The 5,905-nt window shown below is 42.6% G+C and carries 2 tRNA genes and 3 rRNA genes; all 5 read right to left on the bottom strand.

Going from position 1 to position 5,905, the window contains the following annotated elements:
• Window positions 1-75: 75 nt before the first annotated feature.
• Window positions 76-192, bottom strand: a 5S ribosomal RNA gene (rrf, locus tag CAMP5063_RS08005).
• Window positions 193-485: 293 nt separating this feature from the next.
• A 23S ribosomal RNA gene (locus CAMP5063_RS08000) occupies window positions 486-3,393 on the bottom strand.
• A 454-nt stretch (window positions 3,394-3,847) separates the two neighbouring features.
• Window positions 3,848-3,924, bottom strand: a tRNA-Ile gene (locus tag CAMP5063_RS07995).
• Between the two features lie 8 nt (window positions 3,925-3,932).
• A tRNA-Ala gene (locus tag CAMP5063_RS07990) sits at window positions 3,933-4,008 on the bottom strand.
• Window positions 4,009-4,103: 95 nt separating this feature from the next.
• Window positions 4,104-5,616, bottom strand: a 16S ribosomal RNA gene (locus tag CAMP5063_RS07985).
• Together the 16S, 23S and 5S rRNA genes with 2 tRNA genes alongside form the textbook arrangement of a ribosomal RNA operon.
• Between the last annotated feature and the right edge of the window lie 289 nt (window positions 5,617-5,905).

Genomic DNA, 5,905 nt, shown 5'->3' with positions numbered 1-5,905 from the left:
CTAAAATAACTAAAATAACTAACAATAAAAATAAATATAGGATTATATATAAAGTAAGAATAATAAGAATTAACAAGTCCGCAATGAGCTACTTTCCCCCTGCCAGTAAGGCGTAGTATCATCACCCACGATGTGCTTAGCTTCTTGGTTCGGGATGGAGCAAGGCGTCTCCACATCTGTATAATCACGGACATTGTTATTTAAATATTCTATTTAATATAGCATAATAAAAACAATCAATAAGATTTAGATATAAAAATCATTTTTATTTTAACTTTCATCTTATTCTTATTTAGATGTTTTATTGAACTAAATACTTTATTGTTTTATTTTAGAATACTTAAAAAACAATGTTAAGAGCAAGTTCTAATATAAACTTTACTTATAAGATTTTATAAACTTAAGAATGTAATTTTTATATAAATATTTCATATAAAAACACCCAAAGCTTTATTAAAAACCTTAACAAGGAAGTGATGCTTAAATAAGATAAGCCAAACGCTCTATTAGTACTGGTCAGCTAAAGGACTTTCATCCATTACACACCCAGCCTATCAAACTAGTAGTCTTCTAGAGAGCTTAGAGAAGATTCATCTTAGAGTTGGCTTCACGCTTAGATGCTTTCAGCGTTTATCCGTTCCAAACTTAGCTACGCTGCGATGCTCTTGGCAGAACAACAGCTACACCAGTGGTTTGTTCAACCCGGTCCTCTCGTACTAGGGTCAAATCTCTTCAATCTTCTTACGCCCACGGCAGATAGGGACCGAACTGTCTCACGACGTTCTGAACCCAGCTCGCGTACCGCTTTAAATGGCGAACAGCCATACCCTTGGGACCTGCTCCAGCCCCAGGATGCGATGAGCCGACATCGAGGTGCCAAACCTCCCCGTCGATGTGAGCTCTTGGGGGAGATCAGCCTGTTATCCCCGGGGTACCTTTTATCCTTTGAGCGATGGCCCTTCCACACAGAACCACCGGATCACTAAGACCGACTTTCGTCTCTGCTTGACTTGTATGTCTTGCAGTTAAGCTGGCTTATACCTTTATACTCTACGAACGATTTCCAACCGTTCTGAGCCAACCTTTGTAAGCCTCCGTTATTATTTGGGAGGCGACCGCCCCAGTCAAACTACCCACCAGACATTGTCCCACTTGAGGATAACTCAAGCTGGTTAGCTACCCAAATAAGAAAGAGTGGTATCTCAACAACGGCTCATATACAACTGGCGTCATATACTCAAAGCCTCCCACCTATCCTGCACATTCTTATCCAAATAGCAGTGTCAAGCTGTAGTAAAGGTCCACGGGGTCTTTCCGTCTTGCCGCGGGTAGGAGGAATTTTCACCTCCACTACAATTTCACTGGATCCCTCTTTGAGACAGCTCCCATCTCGTTACGCCATTCATGCAGGTCGGTATTTAACCGACAAGGAATTTCGCTACCTTAGGACCGTTATAGTTACGGCCGCCGTTTACTCGGGCTTCGATCAAGAGCTTCGCTAATGCTAACCCCATCAATTAACCTTCGAGCACCGGGCAGGCGTCACACCCTATACATCCTCTTACGAGTTAGCAGAGTGCTGTGTTTTTGGTAAACAGTCGGGAGGGACTCTTTGTTGTAAGTTTCTTCGCTTTCGGAGTAAATCCTAATACGAAGCGAACCACACCTTATACCGAAGATACGGTGCTATTTTGCAGAGTTCCTTAAAGAGAGTTCTTCCACGCGCCTTAGAATACTCATCCCACCCACCTGTGTCGGTTTACGGTACGGGCAACATTAGCTAAACTTAGAAACTTTTCTTGGCTCGACGGCATCAGCAATTCTCCTCGCTGTCCGAAGACTTTGAAGAGCCTTTCAGTTCTCAGAGTATTGTTATACGGATTTGCCTATATAACCTCCTACGACCTTAGACTAGCACTTCCATCCGCTAGCTTGCTTAGCCCTAAGCGTCCTTCCATCGCACACTAATGTTGGTATTGGAATATTAACCAATTTGCCATCGTCTACCCCTTTCGGACTCGACTTAGGACCCGACTAACCCTACGATGACGAGCATCGCGTAGGAAACCTTGGGTTTACGGCGTTAATGATTCTCACATTAATTATCGCTACTCATGCCTGCATGCTCACTTCTATTCGCTCCAGCACTCCTTACCGGTATACCTTCGGCGCAAATAGAACGCTCTCCTACCACTTGATAAAATCAAGTCTACAGCTTCGGTACTTACTTTAGCCCCGTTATATTTTCCGCGCAAAATCACTAGACCAGTGAGCTATTACGCTTTCTTTAAAGGATGGCTGCTTCTAAGCCAACCTCCTGGTTGTTTAAGTAACTTCACATCGTTTTCCACTTAAGTAAGATTTAGGGACCTTAGCTGGTAGTCTGGGTTGTTTCCCTCTTGACGACGGATTTTATCACTCGCCGCCTGACTGCTGTGATTACATATAAGGTATTCGGAGTTTGATAGGGTTTGGTACATTGGTGTATGCCCTAGCCCATTCAGTGCTCTACCCCCTTATACTACGACACAACGCTATACCTAAATATATTTCGGAGAGAACCAGCTATCACGAAGTTTGATTGGCCTTTCACCCCTATCCACAAGTCATCCGGGGGCTTTTCAACGCCTATCGGTTCAGTCCTCCACTAGTTCTTACACTAGCTTCAACTTGCTCATGGATAGATCACTTCGTTTCGGGTCTGCAGCATCTGACTTAAGCGCCCTATTCAGACTCGCTTTCGCTACGGCTTCGCGTGTGCTTAACCTTGCCAGACACCACAACTCGCAGGCTCATTATGCAAAAGGCAGTCCATCACACTGTATTGCTACATAGTGCTCTGAATGATTGTAAGCAAATGGTTTCAGGTTCTATTTCACTCTGATCACCTCAGTTCTTTTCACCTTTCCCTCACGGTACTTGTGCACTATCGGTCTGGTAGTAGTATTTAGGGTTGGATCGTGGTCGACCCAGCTTCAGACAGGATTCCTCGTGTCCCGCCCTACTCAGGATACTGCTAGCTAAGGTTTGGTTTTCGTATACGGGACTATCACCCTCTATGGCTACACTTTCCAGAGTGTTCTACTAACCTTACCTATTGCACATTACAGTCCTACAACCCCCAGTGCAAGCACTGGGTTTGCCCTCTTGCGCTTTCGCTCGCCGCTACTGACGCAATCTCTATTGATTTCTTTTCCTGTAGGTACTAAGATGTTTCAATTCCCTACGTTCGCTCCATTATGGTAGTATATATCTCTATATACTGGGTTGCCCCATTCGGAAATCTACGGATCAAAGCTTCTTGACAGCTCCCCGTAGCTTATCGCAGTCTAGTACGTCCTTCATCGCCTTTACCAGCCAAGGCATCCACCATTCGCTCTTAATAGCTTACCTTTTAATTCATTCTAAAACGCATCACTTCCTTGTTAAAGTTTTTATGATAAGACTTTACTATCTTAAGACGGAAAGCATTTAAACACTTAATAAAACTAAAAATATTAGTCTAACTAAGTTGTGAGTTTAAAACTTGTCTTTAACTAAAAGCTAAAGAAAAGATAGTTAGGTTTTATCCTTTAACAAGTCCTGTAAAATTGTTTTTATTAAAACTTGCTTGTGACTCTTAACAATGATAATTCAAATAACATTAAATAATTAATCTAATATATAAAATATTCTATTATTTATTTAACTTAGGTCTTAAAACCTAAAGGAAGTATATATAAAGAGTTTAAATAATTTAAAAATATAAGCAATAAAGTATTTTACTTTATTTACTGCTTTATTATTAGCTATATACTTGCTTTAAGTTTTAAAACTTTATATATGATTGATAAACAAATCTTTTTTATGGTGGGCCTAACAAGACTTGAACTTGTGACCTCACCCTTATCAGGGGTGCACTCTAACCAGCTGAGCTATAGGCCCTTAATAAATGGTGGAGAATAGCGGGATCGAACCGCTGACCTCCTGCGTGCAAAGCAGGCGCTCTCCCAGCTGAGCTAATTCCCCAAAATTAGCTTTTCATCAATCTTTGAAATCTAAACAAGGATGATTGAGTCTATATATGAACTGATAGTTGTGAGACTTATCAGTTTGTACTCTAGAAAGGAGGTGATCCAACCGCAGGTTCTCCTACGGTTACCTTGTTACGACTTCACCCCAGTCGCTGATTCCACTGTGGACGGTAACTTGTTTAGTATTCCGGCTTCGAGTGAAATCAACTCCCATGGTGTGACGGGCGGTGAGTACAAGACCCGGGAACGTATTCACCGTAGCATGGCTGATCTACGATTACTAGCGATTCCGGCTTCATGCTCTCGAGTTGCAGAGAACAATCCGAACTGGGACATATTTTATAGATTTGCTCCACCTCGCGGTATTGCGTCTCATTGTATATGCCATTGTAGCACGTGTGTCGCCCTGGGCATAAGGGCCATGATGACTTGACGTCGTCCACACCTTCCTCCTCCTTACGAAGGCAGTCTATTTAGAGTGCTCGGCCAAACCGTTAGCAACTAAATACGTGGGTTGCGCTCGTTGCGGGACTTAACCCAACATCTCACGACACGAGCTGACGACAGCCGTGCAGCACCTGTCTCTAAGTTCTAGCAAGCTAGCACCCTCTTATCTCTAAGAGGTTCTTAGGATATCAAGCCCAGGTAAGGTTCTTCGCGTATCTTCGAATTAAACCACATGCTCCACCGCTTGTGCGGGTCCCCGTCTATTCCTTTGAGTTTTAATCTTGCGACCGTACTCCCCAGGCGGTACACTTAATGCGTTAGCTGCATTACTGAGATGACTAGCACCCCAACAACTAGTGTACATCGTTTAGGGCGTGGACTACCAGGGTATCTAATCCTGTTTGCTCCCCACGCTTTCGCGCCTTAGCGTCAGTTAAGTTCCAGCAGATCGCCTTCGCAATGGGTATTCTTGGTGATATCTACGGATTTTACCCCTACACCACCAATTCCATCTGCCTCTCCCTCACTCTAGACTACCAGTTTCCCAAGCAGTTCAACGGTTAAGCCGTTGGATTTCACAAGAGACTTGATAATCCGCCTACGCGCCCTTTACGCCCAGTGATTCCGAGTAACGCTTGCACCCTCCGTATTACCGCGGCTGCTGGCACGGAGTTAGCCGGTGCTTATTCCTTAGGTACCGTCAGAATTCTTCCCTAAGAAAAGGAGTTTACGCTCCGAAAAGTGTCATCCTCCACGCGGCGTTGCTGCGTCAGGGTTTCCCCCATTGCGCAATATTCCCTACTGCTGCCTCCCGTAGGAGTCTGGACCGTGTCTCAGTTCCAGTGTGACTGATCATCCTCTCAGACCAGTTAAGCGTCATAGCCTTGGTGAGCCATTACCTCACCAACTAGCTGATACTATATAGTCTCATCCTACACCGAAAAACTTTCCCTACTCAACTTATGTTAAGCAGGAGTATAGAGTATTAGCAGTCGTTTCCAACTGTTGTCCTCTTGTGTAGGGCAGATTAACTATACCTTACTCACCCGTGCGCCACTAATCCACTTCTAGCAAGCTAAAAGCTTCATCGTTCGACTTGCATGTATTAGGCACGCCGCCAGCGTTCACTCTGAGCCAGGATCAAACTCTCCATAAAAAATATAGATAGTTTAATCTTTTTCTCCAAAGAAAAAGTATTTTAAAGATTAATAAAATAATCTTTAATTATTAATTGATAGATTTACATTATTAAGGTAAATCTCTGGCTCAATCGATCACTTATTTAGATTTCAAAGATTGACTATAAGATTTGATTAACAATATTAATAATTCAAAGAACAAATATTAAAAATTAAGATAAAAATCTTAAGTTTTTTAAATCCCTTTTATTTGAAAAGGAAATGAAATTATAGCAGTAAAAGCTTAAAGTTTTATTAAAATTGGGA

The sequence above is a fragment of the Campylobacter sp. RM5063 genome, assembly GCF_024723655.1.
Classification (GTDB): Bacteria; Campylobacterota; Campylobacteria; order Campylobacterales; family Campylobacteraceae; genus Campylobacter_D; species Campylobacter_D lari_D.
This window is presented reverse-complemented; position numbering and strand designations above follow the sequence as displayed.